This window comes from Lysinibacillus sp. NPDC097162 (assembly GCF_044762185.1).
In the GTDB taxonomy this organism is placed as follows: Bacteria; Bacillota; Bacilli; order Bacillales_A; family Planococcaceae; genus Lysinibacillus.
Genome location: NZ_JBIWDT010000002.1, coordinates 213,657 through 234,437 on the forward strand (window position 1 = coordinate 213,657; position 20,781 = coordinate 234,437).

At 37.7% G+C, this 20,781-nt stretch carries 25 protein-coding genes; 9 read left to right on the plus strand and 16 right to left on the minus strand.

The genetic code is table 11. From position 1 onward, the window contains the following. Positions 1 to 62: 62 nt before the first annotated feature. On the minus strand, positions 63 to 1,367 hold the full coding sequence (locus ACIQXW_RS13170; RefSeq protein WP_402762832.1) for an HD domain-containing protein: 1,305 nt from the start codon (positions 1,365 to 1,367) through the stop codon (positions 63 to 65). A gap of 178 nt (positions 1,368 to 1,545) precedes the next feature. Further along, complete coding sequence (locus ACIQXW_RS13175) at positions 1,546 to 1,773, minus strand: YuzB family protein (protein WP_340821031.1); 228 nt, start codon at positions 1,771 to 1,773, stop codon at positions 1,546 to 1,548. A gap of 234 nt (positions 1,774 to 2,007) precedes the next feature. Between ACIQXW_RS13175 and ACIQXW_RS13180 the strand changes: the two genes are divergently transcribed. After that, positions 2,008 to 2,658 carry an RsfA family transcriptional regulator gene (locus ACIQXW_RS13180; RefSeq protein ID WP_340821032.1) on the plus strand — a complete coding sequence of 217 codons (651 nt, stop codon included), beginning with the start codon at positions 2,008 to 2,010 and terminating at the stop codon, positions 2,656 to 2,658. Positions 2,659 to 2,694: 36 nt separating this feature from the next. On the opposite strand, the gene lipL is transcribed toward ACIQXW_RS13180, so the two are convergent. After that, on the minus strand, positions 2,695 to 3,528 hold the full coding sequence (gene lipL, locus ACIQXW_RS13185; protein WP_340821033.1) for an octanoyl-[GcvH]:protein N-octanoyltransferase: 834 nt from the start codon (positions 3,526 to 3,528) through the stop codon (positions 2,695 to 2,697). A 160-nt stretch (positions 3,529 to 3,688) separates the two neighbouring features. On the opposite strand from lipL, the gene hemQ reads away from it, so the two are divergent. Beyond that, the gene (hemQ, locus tag ACIQXW_RS13190; protein ID WP_340821034.1) at positions 3,689 to 4,441 is read left to right on the plus strand and encodes a hydrogen peroxide-dependent heme synthase; all 753 of its coding nucleotides are present in this window, start codon (positions 3,689 to 3,691) and stop codon (positions 4,439 to 4,441) included. Between the two features lie 41 nt (positions 4,442 to 4,482). Here hemQ and ACIQXW_RS13195 read toward each other — a convergent pair whose 3' ends face one another. After that, positions 4,483 to 4,665, minus strand: coding sequence for a hypothetical protein (locus ACIQXW_RS13195; protein WP_340821035.1), 183 nt, complete (start codon positions 4,663 to 4,665; stop codon positions 4,483 to 4,485). A 259-nt stretch (positions 4,666 to 4,924) separates the two neighbouring features. Next, positions 4,925 to 5,095: a hypothetical protein gene (locus ACIQXW_RS13200; RefSeq protein WP_402762837.1), complete on the minus strand. Its 171-nt coding sequence runs from the start codon at positions 5,093 to 5,095 to the stop codon at positions 4,925 to 4,927. 413 nt (positions 5,096 to 5,508) lie between these two features. Between ACIQXW_RS13200 and ACIQXW_RS13205 the strand changes: the two genes are divergently transcribed. Together ACIQXW_RS13205 and gerQ are read left to right on the plus strand one after the other, a co-directional pair. Next, complete coding sequence (locus ACIQXW_RS13205; protein WP_340821037.1) at positions 5,509 to 5,934, plus strand: cell wall hydrolase; 426 nt, start codon at positions 5,509 to 5,511, stop codon at positions 5,932 to 5,934. Between the two features lie 20 nt (positions 5,935 to 5,954). Beyond that, entirely contained in the window at positions 5,955 to 6,290 is a 336-nt protein-coding gene (gene gerQ, locus ACIQXW_RS13210; RefSeq protein ID WP_173478664.1) for a spore coat protein GerQ, read from the plus strand. 261 nt (positions 6,291 to 6,551) lie between these two features. Here gerQ and ACIQXW_RS13215 read toward each other — a convergent pair whose 3' ends face one another. From ACIQXW_RS13215 to ACIQXW_RS13235, 5 genes are all read right to left on the minus strand, one after another. Then, complete coding sequence (locus tag ACIQXW_RS13215; protein WP_402762841.1) at positions 6,552 to 7,730, minus strand: M20 family metallopeptidase; 1,179 nt, start codon at positions 7,728 to 7,730, stop codon at positions 6,552 to 6,554. A 209-nt stretch (positions 7,731 to 7,939) separates the two neighbouring features. After that, a complete protein-coding gene (locus tag ACIQXW_RS13220; RefSeq protein WP_340821039.1) occupies positions 7,940 to 8,320 on the minus strand; it encodes a DUF423 domain-containing protein in 381 nt (126 codons plus the stop codon). A 70-nt stretch (positions 8,321 to 8,390) separates the two neighbouring features. After that, positions 8,391 to 8,657: a YwdI family protein gene (locus ACIQXW_RS13225; RefSeq protein ID WP_402762844.1), complete on the minus strand. Its 267-nt coding sequence runs from the start codon at positions 8,655 to 8,657 to the stop codon at positions 8,391 to 8,393. Next, positions 8,654 to 8,833, minus strand: a complete 180-nt coding sequence (locus ACIQXW_RS13230) for a uracil-DNA glycosylase (RefSeq protein WP_340821041.1) — start codon at positions 8,831 to 8,833, stop codon at positions 8,654 to 8,656. The genes ACIQXW_RS13225 and ACIQXW_RS13230 overlap by 4 nt, the downstream gene beginning before the upstream one ends. Positions 8,834 to 8,908: 75 nt before the next feature. Next, a complete protein-coding gene (locus ACIQXW_RS13235; RefSeq protein ID WP_402762847.1) occupies positions 8,909 to 9,586 on the minus strand; it encodes a uracil-DNA glycosylase in 678 nt (225 codons plus the stop codon). A gap of 174 nt (positions 9,587 to 9,760) precedes the next feature. On the opposite strand from ACIQXW_RS13235, the gene thiD reads away from it, so the two are divergent. Then, positions 9,761 to 10,591, plus strand: coding sequence for a bifunctional hydroxymethylpyrimidine kinase/phosphomethylpyrimidine kinase (thiD, locus tag ACIQXW_RS13240; protein ID WP_340821043.1), 831 nt, complete (start codon positions 9,761 to 9,763; stop codon positions 10,589 to 10,591). Positions 10,592 to 10,735: 144 nt separating this feature from the next. Here the strand turns inward: thiD and ACIQXW_RS13245 are convergent, their stop codons facing one another. Next, complete coding sequence (locus tag ACIQXW_RS13245) at positions 10,736 to 11,281, minus strand: acyl-CoA thioesterase (RefSeq protein ID WP_337982127.1); 546 nt, start codon at positions 11,279 to 11,281, stop codon at positions 10,736 to 10,738. Positions 11,282 to 11,454: 173 nt separating this feature from the next. On the opposite strand from ACIQXW_RS13245, the gene ACIQXW_RS13250 reads away from it, so the two are divergent. From ACIQXW_RS13250 to bshB2, 3 genes are all read left to right on the plus strand, one after another. Next, positions 11,455 to 11,736, plus strand: coding sequence for a hypothetical protein (locus ACIQXW_RS13250; RefSeq protein ID WP_402762852.1), 282 nt, complete (start codon positions 11,455 to 11,457; stop codon positions 11,734 to 11,736). Positions 11,737 to 12,292: 556 nt separating this feature from the next. Beyond that, complete coding sequence (locus ACIQXW_RS13255) at positions 12,293 to 12,643, plus strand: YojF family protein (protein ID WP_340821045.1); 351 nt, start codon at positions 12,293 to 12,295, stop codon at positions 12,641 to 12,643. A 13-nt stretch (positions 12,644 to 12,656) separates the two neighbouring features. Continuing rightward, complete coding sequence (gene bshB2, locus ACIQXW_RS13260) at positions 12,657 to 13,346, plus strand: bacillithiol biosynthesis deacetylase BshB2 (protein WP_340821046.1); 690 nt, start codon at positions 12,657 to 12,659, stop codon at positions 13,344 to 13,346. Between the two features lie 40 nt (positions 13,347 to 13,386). Here the strand turns inward: bshB2 and ACIQXW_RS13265 are convergent, their stop codons facing one another. Further along, positions 13,387 to 14,133, minus strand: a complete 747-nt coding sequence (locus ACIQXW_RS13265) for a TerC family protein (RefSeq protein WP_401019266.1) — start codon at positions 14,131 to 14,133, stop codon at positions 13,387 to 13,389. A gap of 287 nt (positions 14,134 to 14,420) precedes the next feature. Between ACIQXW_RS13265 and ilvA the strand changes: the two genes are divergently transcribed. Next, positions 14,421 to 15,683 carry a threonine ammonia-lyase IlvA gene (gene ilvA, locus ACIQXW_RS13270; RefSeq protein WP_340821048.1) on the plus strand — a complete coding sequence of 421 codons (1,263 nt, stop codon included), beginning with the start codon at positions 14,421 to 14,423 and terminating at the stop codon, positions 15,681 to 15,683. A 272-nt stretch (positions 15,684 to 15,955) separates the two neighbouring features. Here ilvA and ACIQXW_RS13275 read toward each other — a convergent pair whose 3' ends face one another. The 4 genes from ACIQXW_RS13275 to ACIQXW_RS13290 form a co-directional block, all read right to left on the minus strand. Next, positions 15,956 to 17,353 (minus strand): DUF1565 domain-containing protein, encoded by a 1,398-nt coding sequence (locus tag ACIQXW_RS13275; protein ID WP_402762857.1) that lies wholly within the window; start codon positions 17,351 to 17,353, stop codon positions 15,956 to 15,958. Between the two features lie 103 nt (positions 17,354 to 17,456). Further along, on the minus strand, positions 17,457 to 18,251 hold the full coding sequence (locus tag ACIQXW_RS13280) for an ABC transporter ATP-binding protein (protein WP_340821050.1): 795 nt from the start codon (positions 18,249 to 18,251) through the stop codon (positions 17,457 to 17,459). Continuing rightward, positions 18,244 to 19,272, minus strand: a complete 1,029-nt coding sequence (locus ACIQXW_RS13285) for an ABC transporter permease (RefSeq protein WP_340821051.1) — start codon at positions 19,270 to 19,272, stop codon at positions 18,244 to 18,246. The genes ACIQXW_RS13280 and ACIQXW_RS13285 overlap by 8 nt, the downstream gene beginning before the upstream one ends. A 277-nt stretch (positions 19,273 to 19,549) precedes the next feature. Continuing rightward, positions 19,550 to 20,572, minus strand: a complete 1,023-nt coding sequence (locus ACIQXW_RS13290) for an ABC transporter substrate-binding protein (protein ID WP_402762862.1) — start codon at positions 20,570 to 20,572, stop codon at positions 19,550 to 19,552. Positions 20,573 to 20,781: the final 209 nt, after the last annotated feature.

The following is a 20,781-nucleotide window of genomic DNA, read 5'->3' on the forward strand; positions in this document are numbered from 1 at the left end:
TTATATATATACAATTTGGTTTTGTATATTCTTAAAATAGATATAATTCCTCAGTTTTTCTTTTATTGAATTTGTAATAACTTTAAAATCTGTTGTTTAACTCCCACTTTTGTACTATCATCCTCTAAAATATCGAGTGGGAAATATACTTTATGATCTCGTTTCATTCGACCAGAAATGGAGTCGACAATAATAGATTCCCTTGATAGTTCACGTAATTCCCCGTTTTTCATCTCTAAAAAAATAGGAACACGTACTTCTTCCTCCCCTGGGCGATAAAAATCGTATGGAAGATCTGCCGTAGTATCATGCACAAGGTAGTATTCTGGATTTATGTCCGCTTGTTTAAATAACTCTTGTAGCTTTTGATATTTCTCCAGTTCCACGCCTGGATCTAAATCGATGTACTGGAATAGCTTACGATTGACAAAGCGGCGACTTAAATCACTTAATATCGCGTCTTCTTCTTGCATCCATAGTTGAAAATATGTAAAAAGAATACTTTCATCAAGAGCAAGATAATCTTCCAACGTAATCGAGTTTTGGAAAAATGCTAAAAAATGTGTAGGCTCATGTTTAAACTTATAGCCTGCTTTACTTAATTGCTTCGCTCGTTTTAGTATATTATTTAAAATAACCTCTGCGCTACGAGATACAGGATGGAAATATATTTGTAAGTACATTTGATAGCGGCTCATAATATAATCCTCAACCGCATGCATACCTGTTGCTTTAATGACTACTTGATTTTTACGTGGGCGCATTACTCGCAATATGCGCTCCATATCAAAATGCCCATAGCTTACACCTGTAAAATAAGCATCACGCTGTAAGTAATCCATACGATCAGCGTCTATTTGGCTTGATATTAGGCTTATGACTTGCTTATTCGGATACGTTTTTTCAATCACTTGTGATACTTTTTCAGGAAAATCTGGTGCTACTTTTTTTAGCACTGCATGTACTTCTGTATCGCCAAGTAAAATTTGCCTCGTATAAAATTCATGATCTAACTCAAATACATTTTCAAATGCATGTGAAAATGGGCCATGCCCTAGATCATGTAATAGGGCTGCACAAAGCACTAGTAGCCGCTCGTCCTCATCCCAATCCGGACGACCTACAAAAATATCATCGACAATACGACGCACTATTTCATAAACACCAAGTGAATGACTAAAGCGGCTATGCTCTGCCCCGTGGAATACTAAAAACGTAGTGCCAAGTTGGCGAATTCTACGCAAACGTTGAAATTCTTTTGTCCCTACTAAATCCCAAATAACCTGATCACGGACATGTACATAACGATGTACTGGATCTTTAAATACTTTTTCCTCTTGTAATTTTGCCTTTGCATAATGTGTCAATTGTACAGCACCTCCATTTCATCTTTCTTCTATTATATGCAAACAATATAGAACTAGCATAGGGATTGCACTGTAACTATAGAGACTATTAACCTAATTGAACGCAATTTTTACTTTAAATAGGTTACTATCGCTCTAAAACAAAAACTACCTTCAGCTATGTGAAGATAGTTTTTTATTACCTATTTTTTAATTTAGCTAAAACTTTTTCCATTAGTTCTTCTTCTGTTAATGCAGCTACAGGGCGACTATTTACAAATGTAAATGTTTTTTTTCGTCCCGGGCCACAATAAGAGTGACATCCAATTTCGATGGTTGCATCAGGATCGATTTCCTTTAATTTTGGAATTAACGTTTTTAAGTTAACGGCCTGACATTCATCGCAAACTTTAAATTCGTTTGCCATTTTGTCAACAACCCTTTCTATATAGTATTTTGTTAAATAACATTTTCTAATGTCCGCATAACCTTCACATATTTAAGTATGCAGCATACGCACAATCCTACATCCGGTATTGTATCGCATTTTTCCCCTTGTATTCAAGCATAATTCCTTCCACTTGGATGAATAAAAGGTTAAAAGATTGGTCATGCTAGACATAAATAAGGAAGTTCCAAATAAAGGTGGGAGGATTATATGATGAGTAAAGTAAGACAAGATGCTTGGTTAGAAGAAAACGATGAATTGCTAGCAGAGGCAGTAATTCGTCACGTAACAGAAGGTAGCACACAGTTAAATGCCTTTGAAGAAGCTGGTGATGCGTTAAATCGTACTGCTGCAGCATGTGGTTTTCGCTGGAATGCAGTTGTTCGTAAAACTTATGAAGAGCAATTAGCAGAAGCGAAAAAAGAAAGAAAAGAGAGAATGCGAGTGTTGGGCGCACCAGCAAGACGTCGTTCCACAAATATGTTTACAATTAATAATAGTGATACAGATAGCAAGTCAATTCCACTATCTGCACTATCTCTTGATATTGTCATAGCATATTTACTACGTTTACAACATTCTGGTGAAATAGGTAATGAGTCTTCAAAATGGAGACAACTTGTACACGTAACCTCTGAGAAAAATAAAAAACTAGAGAAAACAATTGCTCAGCTAGAAGAGGAAAATCGAGCGATTCGCAAAGATTATGAGCAGTTTGTACAAATTATGAACCGTGCTAGACGCCTTGTAACGCTAGATGAAGAGGAAGAACGTATTGCGCCTGTTTTCAAAATGGAGAAAAACGGTAATCTAGTTGTTAGCGGTCCAACATATCAAAAAGAAAATGGCGATGTGCTTAGTTAGCACAATCGCCTTTTTTTATTTCAGGATTTGCTACTATTATTTCAATTCAAGCATTTTAGCATTGCGTTCGAACACACGCTGTAAATAAAATGCATATAGTTGTAATTCTTCATCATGAAAAGGCTCCATACGAACTTCATCGGCAAATGTCTGGACAATTTGTTGTAGACGAATCACAACGTCTTCTACCGTTAATGAGGCATCGACCAGTTCACTTAATGAAGCCATTACATCCGGTATAATTTGGGGATACGTAAATTTCGTTGCTTCTCCTCGTAAACTCTCAGTGTAAAAATCACGAATTAGTGCAGCACGTTCTGCACCACTTCCCTCAATACATAAATAAATTTGCACTGCAACACCTTGACGTAGTCGTCTTTGTGAAATGCCGGCAAACTTCTTACCTTCAATACTTAAATCATAGGACCCTGGGCAATAAGAGCCTACAATTTCATAGGCTTCAATTTTATCGGCAGCTTCTGGTAGTAATGCTTTGATTAGCGCTACCATTACATCATAGCCGTCATTAATACCAATTGCCGTTGCTTGTTCAGATAAAATAAGTGAAATATTTAGTATGCCTTCATCCAGCACAACGGCTAGCCCGCCTGAGTTGCGTACGATTGGGTGATAGCCTCGTTCCTCAAGCAACTCCATTCCTTGCTGTACAAATGGTAAACGATGATCTTGAATCCCGAGCACCACAGAGGCATTATGTACCCAAGTTCGTATAGTCGGCGGCGATACAAGCTGTCCTACTAATTGACACAGCGTATCATCGGTTGCAAATGATTCAAGTGGTGTGCTGTTTTTCAAGCTAATAGATTGATCATATAAACGCCAAATCGGCTGTAGTAAATTACTGTTCATTTTTTTTGAAGCTCCTCTATTTACATCTCTTCTCTTTAGCATACATCATCCGACGAAGGTGTCAAATTCGTGAAATTCACTCATCAATTTAGGGATTTCGTACAAACTATGATAAACTAAATTAAGAATGATTTTCACTTATAAAGGAGTGCTTTGAATAATGAATGAAGCAGCAATTACATTAGATGGTTGGTACGCATTACACGAATTCCGCTCAATCGACTGGGCTTCTTGGAAACTTGTTTCTGCTGAAGAACGTCAAGCAGCAGTTGAGGAATTTATTGCTTATTTAGAAAAGCTAAATGAAGCAGATGTTGCTAAAACAGGTGCTCATGCATTTTACGCAATCGTTGGTCAAAAGGCCGACTTTATGATTATGACATTACGCGAAACGATGGATGAATTACAAGTGCTTGAAGCGGAATTTAACAAATTAGCAATTGCTGATTTTACAATTCCTACATATTCTTATGTATCTGTTGTCGAGCTTTCAAACTACTTAGCTGGTGAATCAAACGAAGATCCTTATCAAAATCCACATGTGCGTGCACGTTTATACCCTGAACTTCCTCGTTCTAAGTATGTATGCTTCTATCCAATGGACAAGCGTCGTCAAGGTAATGATAACTGGTACATGTTATCAATGGATGAGCGCAAGTCTTTAATGCGTTCACACGGCATGATTGGTCGAGGCTATGCAGGAAAAGTAAAACAAATTATTACTGGGTCTGTTGGATTCGATGATCACGAATGGGGCGTTACTTTATTCGCAGATGATGTATTACAATTTAAAAAATTAGTATATGAAATGCGTTTCGACGAAGTATCTGCTCGCTACGGTGAGTTCGGTGCATTCTTTGTTGGTAACCTACTTGATAACGATAAATTAGTGAACTTCCTATCAGTTAAATAAAATAAAAAATGCGCGTCCATCTAAAATGGGCTCGCATTTTTTTATACTTCATGTTCCTCACTGTTTTCCGATTCTATTATTAAAATAATGGTATGAATAAAAAAACCTATAAGGATCATTAGAAATACTAAATACCAATTATATGGCTGATGGTAATACTCAGCAATTCCAACAGCCATGAATGCACTTACGATAATTGCTACAAACATACTGAAAATACGCATAGTACTACTCCTTTATGAAAGCTATCTCATCCAATTTAGTATGGCTCAAATAAATTTCAATATACTTGCAAATCATAAGTTTTTTCACAACATATCCGCAAATATCTATCATAAACTACACTAATCCTATATCATCATTGAAATTATTTAATGCGTTTCAATACGACAATAAAATAGGGTGCTTCCTGTTCAAAACTGAACTGGAAGCACCCTATTAACAATGTTCAACCTACTACTTTGCTTTCACCTACATTAAACTTTACGAGCTTTCATCCTTAACTTTTAAGATTATAATAATCGTATTAATGAAAAAGCCAACTACAATTATTAATATAAAAAGATACCAATGGAGAGGCTGACCATAGATATTCCCGAGCAAAAAAGCTAGTACAGCACTCAATAAAATCCCAACCCAAACACCAATTTCCATGCCCTTCCACCTCACATGTATTAATACACATGCAATTTTCTATCTACATTCCCCTCATCAATAACGCCTCGGCGTATTTAAGTCCAGAATTTTTCGAGTATGCTTATAAAAATCTGCGACATCAGCCAGCGCCTTTAACTTGATTCAGCAGGAGTTTGCTCTCCACTTCGCTTATGTGGCTATTTGGCATTCATCTCCAACTTAAAAAGTGAAGGACTTCTGCTGAATCAAGTTAAACTTTTTCTATTTTTTCTTTACCCCATTTAGATGGAAACTATCTATAAACACCCTTTTTTCCACGGACTATTCGTTATTACTAATATATGCTTCAGCAATTTGAAATGTGAATTTCTTTCTTATCAAAATTAAACATGTCTCCAATACCTTCATGCATATACTGGTTGCGAGGAGGTTTGAAAATCGCTGTTATAAAAACGAATGATGCACAAACAGCTTTGCTTGCAAGGCTTATGCGTTCGGAAGCTGAAGGCGAAGGTCAGTTAGGCATGCTAATGGTCGGCAATGTTGGCGTCAATCGTGTACGAGCAGATTGTCTAGATTTTGGTGATATTCGAACACTCGAACAAATGATTTATCAACGTCCAGGGGGGTTTGAAGCAACAACAAAAAGTTATTTTTATCAACGGGCACGTGATCAAGACATTCGATTAGCAAAAAGAGTTATTGAAGGTGAAAGGTTCCATCCGGCTACTCGCTCGCTGTGGTTTTTCAGACCTGAGGGTGATTGCCCTGAACAATGGTATGGTCAATGGAATACGGGGCGTTACAAATCGCATTGCTTCTTCTCACCAACCGAAGAAGATTGTCCTCAAATTTAAATGAAAGAAGGTCGATACTTATGATGCCTTACTATTGGACACCGACAACTCAACAACAAATGACACCTCCTCCAGTGACGCTTCCAAGCGGACGGCCACCTGGACGTGAGGAGTCGTACATTGAAAATATCTTACGTTTGAATCGAGGAAAACCTGGTACTTTCCACTTTTCTTTTGAACATGCTGTTGAGCAAGGGAAAAATACAAAGACAGTACGTGGTGTGGTAGAAGCTGCAGGTCGGGATCACGTTATTTTAAGAGAAATTAAATCAAATCATCGCTTTTTATTCCCAATGATTTACTTTGATTTCGCTGAATTCGATGAGGAAATGTCTTATTTCAATCAAAATCCATAACTGAAATGAGGTTTGAACCAAAGAGAAGAAGTGTTAGATTGACCGCAATCAATCTAACACTTTTTTGCTGTGCAGTTGTTGTCCGCTACGCCGTTGCTTTCCGTGGGCACACCGTATAGCCGTAACCGTCGCGAACGCGATGAATGCCCTCCTCAGGAATCACCGCCTTCGCTACCAACAACTTTTCATCTTTTATGGCAGAAATTTATTAACAATTTTGTTGTTTTTAAGTATAAAGCTATGTCTAAGTCTCATTTTTAACTAGTTATTTTCCTGCAAAAATTGCAAAGTCGCTTTCCCTAACGTTTTTGCAGCGATTAGCATTGCACGTTCATCAAAATCAAAGCGTGCATGATGATGTGGATAGGCTGTTTCCCACTCAGGTTTTTTGGCACCCGTAAAGAAAAACGTGCCGGGAATGCGCTCAAGGTAATACGCAAAATCTTCCCCAATCATAAACGGTGGGCACGTAATAACATTTTCTACTCCTGGAATATCCGCTGCAAGCTGTGCAACAAATTCTGTTTCTTTCGCATGATTATAAACTGGTGGATATCCTCTTGTATAACGATATTCATAACTTGCCCCAAAGGCAAGACAAGTAGCTTTTAATATTGCCTCAAGCTCCTGTTCCATTTGTGTACGTACCTCTTCCTCAAATGTTCTTACAGTACCAGTTAAAGCTACTCGATCAGCTATTACATTGAATGGATTTATCGCCTCAAAATGGCCAATTGTTAAGACAGCAGATTTTAATGGGTCTATACGACGAGCAACTAATTGCTGTGCATTAATAACAAATTGAGACGCTAGTACAACCGCATCGATGGAATGATGTGGTTCTGCACCATGCCCTCCTTTTCCTTGAATAAGAATTTCAGCTTTATCAGCGGCTGCCATTATAGCTCCCTCTCTCACTAAAATGTCCCCTAGTGGTGTTGGTGCCCATAAATGCGTACCAAAGATCACGTCGACCCCATCGAGGCAACCATCTTCAATCATCGGCTTTGCTCCGCCTGGTGCAACCTCTTCTGCATGCTGATGAATGAACACTACATTGCCAGCAAGCTCATCCTTCATGGCATTTAGCACCTTGGCAAGTCCAAGTAAAGTCGCGGTATGTCCATCATGTCCACAAGCATGCATTTTACCGTCAACCATAGACTTATAAGGCACATCATTTTCTTCTTGGATAGCTAATGCATCAAAATCAGCACGTAGCGCCACAGTTTTTCCTGGCTTGGCACCACGTAACGTTGCAACAACTCCTCGTTCGCCTACTTGCTCTCGTACTTCATGCCCTAATGCTCTATGAAAAGCTGCTATGTAAGCTGGTGTTTCCACTTCTTCAAAGGATATTTCCGGATACTGATGTAAATGGCGGCGAATTGCTACCATCTCATCATAGCTCTCATCAAGTAATGTAAATAATTTCTCCATAACTTTAACCCCGCTTTCTTTTTGTTCCTTTTTTTAGTAATACTAGTGTACCCTACAAATCCTTACAAAAACAATAGGAATTAAAATATAAACAAACAGTGGTTGTTTTATCTATAAAAAAATAGCATGCCAGTATTACCTAGCATACTAATTTTTTCGATTTTAATGGAATATTACTTTACAAAAGCGGTGTGAAAAATAGCCGTTAATCATTTGGCATGTTTTAAGGCACTAACGATTATCAGTACCCAGCCGGCTAAAAATAACACTCCACCAATTGGTGTAATTGCCCCTAGAACTTTAATGCCGCTGACCGCTAACACATATAGGCTTCCGGCAAAAAATACAATCCCTAGATTAAAGAAGATACCTGCTAACTTTAATTGTTTAACCTCACCTAGCAATTTCGAGCTCATTAATAGACCGATTATAAGTAGACCGGTAGCATGGAACATTTGATATTGCACAGCTGTTTCCCAAATGCCCAGACCATATTCATCTACTATATCTTTTAATGCATGTGCACCAAATGCACCTAATGCTACTGCTAAAAAACCATGAAGTGCACCTGTGACAATAAATTTTTTCATCTCATTTACCCTACCTTTTTTCATCTTAATGCTCAACATCGCTAGTTTTTAGGAACGTTTAGCAAACAATCTAAAAATCAAAAATTGAATCTCCGTTTGCGCCATCGTCATGTTTTATTTTTGCTGTGTTTAATGTAGATGGCATTTGCTCTGTACTTAACATTTGCGGTAAATGCTTTGGCTGAATTTGTGCGCTATCTGTTGGTAAATCCAGTACCACATCACATAATGCACGAATGGCTGTCAATGCCTCCCGAATTTGCTGGTCATTCGATGTATTTTTTGCACTGGCTAGTTGTTTTTCAAGTTGCTGTATGACAGCTTCATATGAAATCATTGCGCTCTCTCACCTTCTACTTTTGGTACAAATTTTAGGCAGTCCGTGCCAGATGATTGTTTGACAACAACTGATGGTATTTGCTTTGTTTTAAAGCCGTATGCTACACAAGCACGCGGTGTTTGCGGGTCCCATGTTACTTTAAAATATTGACATTTAAAACAATTTACCTGCATTGTGTGCCTCTCTTTCTTCTATTATTAACTGTATCATTATTTTTATAGTGTATAAAGCAAACGATTTGTGCCACTTTATCCTAAACACCAATCAATTGGTTGCTCTCCCCATTCAATTAACTGCTCATTAATCTTTGAATACGGTTTGCTTCCAAAAAATCCTCTATAGGCACTTAGTGGACTAGGATGTGGTGCTTCTAAAATCACATGGGATGTTGAATGCTGACAAATTATTTGCTTTTTGCGCTGTGCCGGCTTGCCCCATAGTACAAAGATAATTGGTTTTTGTCTCACTGCAAGTTTTTCGATAACAGCATCCGTAAACTGTTCCCAACCCTGGTTCTTATGGGAATTGGCCTGTCCTGCTCTTACTGTTAGTACAGTATTTAAAAGCAATACACCCTGCTGTGCCCATTTCGTTAATGTACCATGCTGAGGAACTGGGCAACCTATATCATCCTGTAATTCTTGTAACATATTGCGTAAGCTTGGCGGGTGTGGAACATCTGGCTTTACAGAAAAGCTTAAGCCATGAGCTTGGTTCGGACCGTGGTATGGATCTTGTCCTAAAATTACAACCTTTACATCACGAAAAGCCGTACAGGTAAATGCATTCATTACATCGTTTATCGGTGGATAAATCGTCTGTGTCGAATATTCATGTGCCACAAATTGACGTAACTGTTGATAGTATGTTTTTTCTAATTCATCTGCTAGTATTGTTTGCCAATCATTTGGGAATACTTCTTTCATTGAAATTACAAGCCCCTTTCTTTCTTACAACGGTACAAAAAAATAATGCGTTATTCAAGTTTCAATTTAAACTGACCTTATAAAAATATTGATTTCTGACTATTTTTACAGAATCAGAATAGGACTATACTTAACGGTAGATTAAACTATTCAAAAACGAAGGAGATCTTTAACATGGCTCTTAAAAAAACTTTAACTATTGCAGGCTCAGATACATCTGGCGGCGCTGGCATGCAAGCAGACCTTAAAACATTCCAAGAACATGGCACATACGGTATGGTGGCACTAACAGTAGTTGTTACAATGGATCCTAATGGTTGGACACATAATGTAACACCATTACCAACGGAGCTTCTTCAAAAACAAATTGATACAGCATTATCTACAGGCATTGATGCAGTTAAAACAGGTATGCTTTCAACAGAGGAAATCATTCGCATAGCTGGTGAAGCAATCGCAAAATCTGGTACTTCTAATGTTGTCATTGATCCTGTTATGGTATGTAAAGGTGATGATGAAGTATTAAATCCTGGAAACACTGATGCTATGATTCAATATCTTCTACCGCTAGCTGCAGTTACAACACCGAACCTTTTTGAAGCTGGTCAATTAGCTGGCACAGGTACACCTAAGTCAATTGATGAGATGAAAACAGCAGCGCGTAAAATTCATGAGCTAGGGGCAAAAGCTGTTGTCATTAAAGGTGGCAAAGCGTTAGCAACAGAAAAAGCTACAGACTTATTTTTTGATGGTGAAACATTCTACTTGTTAGAGTCAGAAAAAGTAGCTTCTACCTATAACCATGGTGCAGGCTGCACATTCGCTGCATCTGTAACAGCAAATTTAGCTAATGGTCTATCTGTAAAAGAAGCTGTTATTGAAGCAAAGGAATTTGTATCAGCTGCCATCGCTCATGGTTGGGCGTTAAACGACTATGTTGGACCAGTAATGCACGGTGCAAAATCTCGCTTTGGAGCACCAGAAGTGACTGTAACTGAAGTTTAATGAATGTAAAAGTACATTTAATATAGTAGATAGAGCACTAATTAAAGTGCTCTCATCCCCTATAGAATATAAAAAGGTATCTAATTAGAACTGACCTACACATCTTGCCTACAGGTCAGGTTTTTTCTAATTAGATACCTTTTTTTACATATAGTTAACCATTAGTTCGAGCCGATAATCCCATGGATCGTTCATGGAGATAAAACTAGCTAATGCTTTACTTTCTTTTTTACGCTCCGCACGTGCTTTTGCTCGTTCAGAAGCAGTCTCATGCAATTTTGTTTCCTCTACTGTTTCAGGTATAACGCGCGGAACTGCAGTAGGCTGATTATGTTCATCAAGTGCGACAAAGGTTAATAATGCTGTTGCGGCAACTTTTCGCTCCCCTGTTTTGAGATTTTCGGAAATAACTTTCACAAATACCTCCATCGAAGAAGTCCCTGTCCATGTCACATAGGACTCAAAATAGACAGAGTCAGTAGGCCGAATTGGTTGTAAGAAATCGACCGAATCTGTTGAAGCAGTGACACAATCTCTTCTACTATGTTTGGCTGCAGAAATTGATGCGACTTGATCGATATCACTCATTAAGCGACCACCAAAAAGAGTATTATGATTGTTTACATCATTCGGAAAAACACGACTTGTCCGCATAACTCTAGATTCTTTACAAAACTTATAATCCTTCATCCCATCAATTCCCCCATTACTTATTTTTTGTTCCTATTATAATGCAATATTTTAATTGAAAAATCAACATTATTATCTGAAAATTAAAAATTTTTACATTTACACAATAAAATAGGACAAGATACCGTATCGCTGCATATGCCATATATTAGCTGTATATGGGAGGGAGACGTATGAAAAAACAAAAATCTGAGGAAACAACTGAAGAATCACGCTTGTTAGCTGGAGAAATAACTTCTTCTAAAGTTGAAGTAATCGCATCAATTATATTAACTCTCGGTTACTCACTATCCACCCTTGCCACGATATTAGCGTTACAGGAGGAGGAGGATGATGCACAATTACTTGCTTCCAATTCACAAGATCAAAATCAACAATTTAAACAAATGTACAAACAATTACAATCCGTTAATAGTCGTTTAGATTCCATTGAAAAGAAGCTCAATCGTTATTAAAAGGTACATATCCTATTCACTCCGCTAAGAGTAGTCTTATTTTTGATGCGCATACATGTAAAAAAACCACAATTCTCCGTCATAAAGAGAATTGTGGCTTTTTTACTATACTATGATAATGAGCTTTCATGTCTTCTCTTCACGCTACAGCTTTAAACCAAATTATGTAGAAGGACGTCATCTATTGTACCAAGATAGAAATCGTTTTTGTCTTACTTAAAATCCCCTTCTGCATGGTAAACTGTCACTCTACGTGAGAGAAGTCAAATATGCAACATCTTTTTATTTTGTGAAACCGCATACAAATTCAAGCGACACTTTTTGTACATATTTGCTTTCACACTCTATATATTGATACATTACAATAACTTTTTCAAGGATTTTGCTTAAAAAAATAACAAGTGAATCATAAACTTTTGCGATTTCACTATTTTACCCAATTTTAAAATATGAACATTTACCTCAACAAAAATTTGTCATAAAAAGGTCATTCAATTTCCCTTTGTGACCTTTTTTGACTATACTTAAGAAAGAAATAATCGAGAGGAGTGTTAAGATGCAAGAAGTACAAGTAGAGACGTTGCAAGAATTACTAAATTCTTTCGCCAACAAAGACGTTTATATCCATCTTGAGACGACAAACGGTTCTTACGCAGCACACTATGATGAAAAGTTTTTTAATGCCGGTGCATTCATTCGTAATGCAAAAATTAATTACGAACTGGCTAAAGTGGTAGATGCCTCTCCACATCGTGTTGGCTTAAAAATGGCACATGGTTGGGTTTATGCTCAAGGTATTACACATTATGAATTAGATGAATTAGGCCGTTTATTAATGGCTGGACTAGACTATTCAGGTAAATTGGCGATAGCACTTGAAATTAGCGAAACGCCGTTTACTTACTAAGGGGGACAACTTTTTGAATTTACAACCACAACGTCATATTTTAATTGTTTACCCTCACCCAGACGATGAGGCTTTTTCAGTTGCTGGAACGATTGCTTATTATACAAAGAAGATGAATACACCTGTTACATATGCCTGCTTAACATTGGGTGAAATGGGTCGTAATTTAGGAAATCCACCTTTTGCTACGCGTGAATCGTTGCCAGAAATACGCCGCAAGGAGCTAGTTGATGCAGCGGATGCTATGGGTATTCAAGATTTACGTATGCTAGGCCTACGGGATAAAACAATTGAATTTGAAGATGATGAAAAAATGGTCAAGCTCATGGAAGGCTTGATTGAAGAATTAATGCCATCACTTATTTTCACTTTCCTTCCAGGCTTTGCAGTGCATCCTGACCATGAAGCAACAGCACGTGCTGTTGTTGAGGCTGTTCGCCGCATGCCTAAAGCAGCGCGACCTCAAATTTTCGGATGTGCCTTCGCCAATGATACACTCGCTAAAAACGGCGAGCCACACGTTCAAATCGATATTCGCGAAATGAAGATGGATAAATTAAAAGCATTACAAGCTCACGCTTCTCAAACAGGTTGGATGATGCAAGAAACTGAAAAACGTATTGACGACGGCGAGCCAATGAGCGAAAGCTGGCTTAATGTTGAAAAGTTCTACATTGTTAACCCTGACAATTATATAAAATAATACAAAAAGCGGTTGTGCCCTAAAGAGGTCACAACCGTTTTTATTTAGCTACTTTCAATTTATTGATTACATGTACAATCATCGTTAAAACAAATGCAATCACTAAAATAACAAAAAACAAATAATGAGGCACATATATTCCAAATACAGTTACTAACATCTTAAGTGCAATGATGCCAATAATGATAAAAGCAGTCGCCTCTAGCTCTGGTATTTTTTCAATTATAATTAAAAATAAACCTGCTATTGTTCGCATCATTAAAATACCTAACATTCCGCCTATTAATAGTACCCAAACTTGATCAGATATCGCAAAGGCAGCAAATATTGAATCAATTGAAAAGGCAATATCCATTAACTCTACAGAAATAACCGTTGCCCAAAATACGCCAAAAACACGTACCATCAATCCAGATTTTTTTACCTCTTTAACACTATCCTCTTGTCCTAGTTGTAAAAAATGAGCGATACTAATCCACCCTAAATACAAAGCCCCCAACACTTTAATAAACCAAAATTCTACTAGATATACACCAATTCCAATAAATATAAAACGGAAAAAATAAGCGCCAAGCATACCATACATTAATGCCCGTTTACGTTGCTTATCCGGTAAATGTTTGACAAGTACCGCTAGTACGAGGGCATTATCTGCTGATAGTAATCCTTCAATTACAATAAGCGATGAAATTAATCCCCACGATACTGGATCTGCCAATACTTTTTTCCACATGTCCCAATCGAAAAATTGCATATATGTAGATAGTATTCCATGAATAATGTCCAACTGCTTCCCCCCTACTTGTCCTAAACTAATCTAGTATATGCTCGCCAATCATCGTTATGAGGTGTCATCCACTTATCATTTTTAAAAAATTCTAAACAATTTAATTACTACTAAACTCGAATAATAGACGTTTTTTCTCGAACATAACAGATTATGCTACCTCAATAAAACGCTATGATAAAAATAGACACCGAAAATTTAGAATTTACTAAAAATTTATAACAAAAGTCGAGAAAAATATGCTATCATAGATGAATGTTTTATACGTAAAACGGAGGATGAATACTATGGAAGTAGCTGATACTAAAACTGTGCAAGTAGAAAATATTTTAATTGCACATCACTTTTTAAAAGATGTAGTGGTGCATACGCCACTGCAGAAAAACGATTATTTATCGGAGAAATACGGAGCCCACATTTATTTCAAACGTGAAGATTTACAACATGTTCGCTCTTTTAAACTACGTGGTGCTTACTATAAAATTAAAAAAATTGAGGAAGAAGCTCGCGAAGCAGGTGTTGTTTGTGCAAGTGCCGGCAATCATGCACAAGGTGTTGCCTATGCCTGTGCACAACTAAAGATTCAAGCTAGCATTTTTATGCCTCAAACTACCCCTAAACAAAAAATCGACCAAGTCCGAATGTTTGGCCGCGATTATGTTGAAATTATTTTAGCAGGAGATACGTTTGATGATGCTGCTGAAAGTGCAATGGTCTACTGCGAGGAACAAAGTAAAATCTTTATCCATCCTTTCGATGATTTCGACGTCATCGCTGGACAAGGAACTGTCGCTGTTGAAATAATGAATGACATGGAAGAACCAATCGACTATGTATTCGGTAGTATCGGCGGTGGCGGATTAATGTCAGGTGTTTCAGCTTATGTGAAAAACCTCTCCCCCAACAGTAAAATTATCGGTGTAGAGCCAGCTGGCGCAGGCAGTATGAAAGCCGCGTTTGCAGAGGGCGGTGCAGTGGCTCTTGATTGGATTGACAAATTCGTTGATGGCGCTGCCGTAAAATGCGTCGGTCACCACACATATGATGTTTGTCGCCGTTACTTAGACGATATCGTACTCGTACCCGAAGGAAAAGTATGTACAACAATATTAGATTTGTACAATAAACATGCTATTATCGCTGAACCAGCTGGCGCATTATCAGTCGCTGCTCTCGACAGCTATAAAGAAGAAATTAAAGGCAAATCTGTCGTCGTTATTATTAGCGGTGGTAATAATGATATTGGGCGTATGCAAGAAATTAAAGAAAAATCTTTAATTCATGAAGGCTTACTATACTACTTCATCGTAAGTTTCCCTCAACGTGCAGGTGCACTACGCCAATTCCTTACAAGTGTTGTAGGGCCAAATGATGATATTACTACTTTTGAATATACAAAGAAAAACAACAAGGAAAGCGGCCCTGCCTTAGTAGGCATTGAGCTCGGTAATCGTGATGACTATGATGGCTTACTAAGACGGATGAAAGAGTTTGGCTTCAACTACAAAGAAGTAAATAATGATATCCAATTATTTGGATTACTCGTATAAGTTCTTCTTTCTGGTAGTGCCAGGCACTCAAACAATTCTGAATTCTACCAGTAGCATATTTTTTAATCACCAAGTAAAAATCCACATAGACTCCTGCGGGAACTGAACAAAATGTAAGACGCAACAGTCAGCGCGACAGCGACGGTTGCGTCTTACATTGTGCCCGTGGAAGGCGTAGTGGATTAGGTGTCAGGCACACAAACAATTCTGAATTCTGACAGTAGGATGCACCCCAAGAACATAGCATAGACCCACACTACAAAGAAGAAAAATTAGTATACAATTTTTTTGGCAGGCGAATCCTCTTTTAACCGAAAATCATATTTGTTTGCATTTTGATATTTCGGGTCTATATAGCTTGACTTCTCATCACTTTTTGAGGCTTTTCGAAATTTAGAAAAAGAAGTATATTCTTCCTCTTTCCATATCCAAATACCCGTTTCTCCTTTTTCTTTATGGAATACATTCTTTTGTAGTTTATTTTTTTGATTGGTTGTAAAATAGTTGGAGATAAAAATCCGCGATGGTCCAGCGGTTAAAACATTTCTTTCTATCACATTGTTTTTTGTATCATATTGTAATAATAGCTGTCCCCCATCAAGCCCTTTCGTGTCATTTCGATAAAGAATATTTTGAGAGATAGTCGAATTGATCGTACCTCCCCGATCTTCATCATACCCACCAATTGCTATCCCAGTGTAAAAGTTTTCATAAACAATATTGTTTATTATTTTAATATTATCAGCGTATTTTTTAGCATGCTCAGAGGTTGCTTCTATTCCAATATCACTTTTATAAACGGTATTCTTTTCAATGGTTATATTTTTCCCACCATCTACATAAATTCCGCCAGCAGCATACTCCTCCCCATAAGCTGGATTGCCGTAAGAGGATATGTCATAAACTATATTATTCTTTACGATGCCATTCCGCACAAAGTCCACTTTTATATCATTTGAAATGCCTTCATAACCAATTAGATCAATCCCGATATTATCACTACGGCGAACTATATTATTTTCTACTTTAAAACCGTCAATATTTCCATTTAGAACAAGAGATTCACTTGCCCCTAGTTTCAAGTCTTCTAATGTATTATTTGAAATATGTATATCTTGCATTGTGCCAGTTCCGTATATAGCAATCCCATGGCCATTCCCTTCATCTGCATAGGTTTCAATGCGCTGCACATGATTATTTTCTAGTGTAATATGGCTGCTAGAACCTGTTACATAAATCCCCATTACCGTTTCATCTGCTAAATGAGTAGATAAATCCTGAATAGTTAGTCCACTGATGGTCACGTAATTTTTATTATTTATCACCACTAAGGCCGTATCCTCTTCAACATCCTTCAAGTCCTTTCCACTAAGAACAACTTTCTCCTTGTTGTAAGCTTTAAATGTAATTGGTTTTGACTTGGTGCCACTTTGTTTTACAACAAGTTTTTCATGATAATTTCCTTTTCGTATGAAGACGGTAGTACCGGCATCTGCTTCTGAAGACGCTTTTTTTAATGTGCGAAATGGCTTTGATTTTGTACCATCATTTTGATCATTTCCATTTGTCGCAACGTAAATAGCTTGATCCTGCTTATCCTCATTATTGTTTAAAACAAAGACAATCACTATAGCAACTGCAACCAAGAGGATAAAATAAATTTTTTTCATTAAATCATTCCTTATTGTATATTAAAGTGCCAGTCACCCAAACAATTCTGAATTTTCACAAGAACATTAAAAACGCCCATACTCATGTAGGGGCGTTAAATCTTTATCCTAGCAACGCGCGGTCTGAATTCATTTTCTCTCCACGGATGCGTTCAAATTCAGCCATTAAATCAGGAATTGTTAGTTCGTGTTTACGATCCTCACCGACTTCCAAAATGATTTGACCTTTATCCATCATAATGAGGCGATTTCCTAAATCCAATGCTTGTTGCATATTGTGTGTTACCATCAGCGTTGTAAGGTTATCCTTTTCAACTAAATGCTTCGTAATGCGCGTAATAAGCTCAGCACGCGAAGGGTCAAGTGCTGCTGTATGCTCATCTAGCAATAAAATCGATGGCTTCGTAAACGTGGCCATGAGAAGTGATAACGCCTGACGCTCACCACCAGAAAGAAGACCAACCTTTGCCGATAGACGATTTTCCAAGTTTAAGCCAAGCATCTCTAATGATTCCTTAAAAACTTGTCGGCGCTTCTTATCCACACCAATATGCAATCCCCGACTCTTATTTCTAGAATACGCTAGTGCTAAATTTTCTTCAATCGTCATTGTTGGTGCTGTACCCGCCATAGGGTCCTGAAACACTCGCCCAATAAAATGCGAGCGTTTATATTCGGGCAACCCCGTCACGTTATTACCGTCTATTAAAACAGAACCGAAGTCAGGTGTTAACGCCCCAGAAATCATATTCATCATCGTTGATTTACCGGCACCATTACTACCGATAATTGTAACAAAATCACCTGGTTTTAAATGCAGGTTTATTTCAGCAAGTGCAATTTTTTCATCAGGTGTACCTTCATTGAAAATTTTGTTAATGCCGTCTAATTTAAGCAAGGCCTTTTCCCCCCTGCTCTACCGGTTTTACTTGAGTACGTTCTGCTGCACGCTTTGCTTTGCGCTTTCGTTCTTTATTTTTATCGACAAATTGCGGTACGACAAGCGCTAAAATAACGATAATCGCCGTGATTAATTTCATATCGCCTGAATCAAGGAAATCAACGCGTAATGCTAACGCTAAAATAATGCGGTAAATAATAGCACCTGCGATTACAGCTAAAGTAGTTCGCATAATTGTTTTTGTGCCAAAGATTGCTTCACCTATAATGACAGAAGCAAGGCCGATCACAATCATACCGATCCCCATACTAACATCTGAGAACTTCGAATATTGTGCGATTAAAGCTCCAGAAAATGCGACAAGTGCATTTGAAAGACCTAGCCCAAGAATAATAAGTGTATCTGTATTCGCAGAGAAACTACGAATCATTCGTTTATTATCTCCTGTTGCTCGGATAGCAAGCCCGACTTCTGTTTTTAAGAACCAGTCCGCAATAAATTTAATTAAAATCGTGATGAGTAAAACTACAATCAACGTACCCCAAGTTGACGGTACTTGCTGAATGCCGATGCTTTCTAATACGTTATTTAATGCATCATCGATACCTAAATTACTCCAAAATGTTTGAAACTTTGAAAACAATGTTTCAGAGTTTAACAATGGAATATTCGGACGACCTATCGTACTTTCTGCAGTTAACCCCATGATACGTAGGTTAATAGAATACAAGGCAATCATCATTAAAATCCCTGATAATAGCGGATTGATCTTCCCTTTTGTGTGAAGAATTCCTGTCATACATCCTGCAATAAATCCAGCAACAATTGCCACTAAAGTCGCTAAGATTGGGTGGTAGCCAAGCAGAATCATTGTCGCTGCTGTTGCCGCCCCTGTTACAAAGCTTCCATCAACCGTTAAATCCGGAAAATCTAACACGCGGAATGTTAAGTACACACCGAGTGCCATAATTGCATAGATGATTCCTTGCTCCACTGAGCCAAATATTGCTGTAAACATCGTTGAATCATCTCCTAAAAATTATCGTATCATTCACGTCTCGTCGTAATCGCGTCTTTATTTTTTCGAGTTTGCTTGAAAAGTACCTCATAATCTATAACATCCACCATGGGCTTTATCTCGGCTCAGCTAGGTTTTAAACCCCACTGCATTGGTAGCACTTTGGCATTTATTTCCCACTATAGGAGCAATAGACTTCTTCGGAAGCAAATTAAAATGAAGATAAAGCGGGGTTAATCCTCCCCCGCTTCAGCTTAAAATTGACTTCACTTATACATTATTTCTCTAAAAGCTCTGCGCCCCAAGAATCTTTAATTTCGATTCCTAAATCATCAGCTACTTTTTTGTTCACTACTAATTTTAAGTTTTGAGGATATTGAGCTGGTGTATCAGCTGCCGTAGCCTCACCTTTTAAAATTTTCACAGCCATTTGACCAGCCTCATAACCGATATCATAGTACTCAAAGCCAAATGCCGCTAAGCCACCACGCTCCACAGAATCAAGTTCTCCTACAATAAGTGGTAATTTATTTGCATTAGCAACATCAATGACAGATTCTAATGCAGAAACTACTGTATTATCTGTAATGATATAGAATGCATCTACTTTACCAATTAATGATTCAGTAGCTTGTTTTACATCTGCTGAAGTTGCAGCTGAAGCTTCTTTTACTTCAAGACCTTGCTCGGCCATTACCTTTTTCACTTCTGTTACTTGTGCTACCGAATTTTGCTCACCAGCATTGTAGACCATACCTACATTTTTAGCACCTAGCTCTTTTAAGAATGCTACCGTTTTAGAAATCGTTTCAGGATGTAAATCAATCGTACCTGTTACATTTTTCCCTGGTTTCTCCATTGATTCAATTAGTTGCGCACCAACTGCATCTGTTACCGAAGTAAAGATAATTGGAATATCGCTTGTAGCAGTCGCTGCCGCTTGTGCAGAAGGTGTAGAGTTAGCAAAAATTAAATCTACGTTTGCACTTACTAGGTTATTGGCAATTGTCGTATTCAGACTGTTATCACCTTGTGCGATTTGTGGATCGTATTCCACTTTTAAGCCAGAATCCTCAATCGCTTTTTTAAAGCCTTCTGTTGCCGCATTTAAAGATGGATGCTCAACAATTTGCGTAATCCCGATTTTATATGTTTTTTGATCTACACTACCGCTCTCACTTGCATTATTCTTTTCGTCGCCTTTTGAATCAGATGAACTAGAACCCCCGCTACCACAAGCAGCAAGCAGTAATACTAATCCAAATAATAGGAACGAAAGCTTTGTCATATTGCGCTTCACAATTAATCCCCCCGACTAATATCTCTATTATCTATCACACTTCACTCTAGCAAAGTGTGAATGTATCGCTATATTATCGTTATTATTGATATTCGTCAACAACATTATGAATGTTCTGACTTTTATATTTGACAAAATATTTTACTTTTTCGTTCAATTTGGCGCTTTAAACCGCTAAACTGCTACATTTCTAGTACTATAATTCTTTT